The organism is Brevibacillus gelatini (assembly GCF_003710935.1).
GTDB classification, from domain to species: Bacteria; Bacillota; Bacilli; order Brevibacillales; family Brevibacillaceae; genus Brevibacillus; species Brevibacillus gelatini.
In genome coordinates, this window is record NZ_RHHS01000001.1 from 1 (window position 1) to 993 (window position 993).

Annotated in this window: 1 protein-coding gene; it reads left to right on the top strand. The window is 44.5% G+C overall.

Going from position 1 to position 993, the window contains the following annotated elements:
• Nucleotides 1-73: 73 nt before the first annotated feature.
• The coding region (locus EDM57_RS00005) for an IS256 family transposase (protein WP_122902733.1) at nucleotides 74-993 on the top strand (920 nt) is incomplete at its 3' end.

Consider the following 993-nt stretch of genomic DNA (forward strand, 5'->3'; position numbering starts at 1 on the left):
ACTGTAAAATATTTTGTGTAAACTCTCATTCCACATTCCATTACAATGAAACAAAGTGAGGTTGAGAGAACACATGGGACTCATTCCAAAAGACCAGCTGCGCCAACTTATCAAAGAACACAACTTGCAAACCATGGAGGATGTTCAAAAAGCCCTGAAGGACATTTTTGCAGAAACACTGCAAGAAATGTTGGAGGCCGAATTGGATACCGAATTGGGCTATGCCAAGCATGACAGCAAGCAGAAGCAGACGAAAAACAGTCGGAACGGCTATAGCAAAAAAACGGTTACGTCTGAGTATGGGGAGTTGGATCTCACGATTCCCCGTGATCGTCTTGGAGAATTTGAACCTGCGATTGTCAAGAAACACCAGAGACATGTAACGGGTATTGAAGATCAAATCGTCTCTATGTACGCCAAAGGCATGAGCACACGGGATATTCAGGATCATTTGCACAATCTGTATGGACTTGAGGTATCCCCGACCCTTATCTCCAACGTAACAGCTAAACTGTTACCTCTTATCAAGGAATGGCAAAATCGCCCGCTGCAAAGTGTGTATTCCGTTGTTTTCATGGATGCCATTCATTTTAAGGTAAAACAGGACGGGCAAATTATCAGCAAAGCCGCCTATATGGTCATTGGCATTGATTTGGAAGGCTATAAGGACGTTCTTGGCATCTGGATCGGAGAAAACGAGTCAGCCAAGTTCTGGCTACATGTGTTGACGGATCTGAGAAATCGTGGCGTTCAGGACATTTTGATTATCTGTGTAGACAATTTAAAAGGCTTCAGCGAAGCCATTGCAGCCAGCTATCCGCAAACGGAGGTTCAAAAATGTATCATCCACCAGATCCGCAATTCCATCAAATATGTGTCGTACAAGGATTTGAAGAAGATTACTACGGCCTTGCGTCCGATCTATACGGCCCCAACGGAAGAGGCGGCTCTCCTGGAATTGGATCAATTTGAGGAGACCTGGGGAAAACAGTA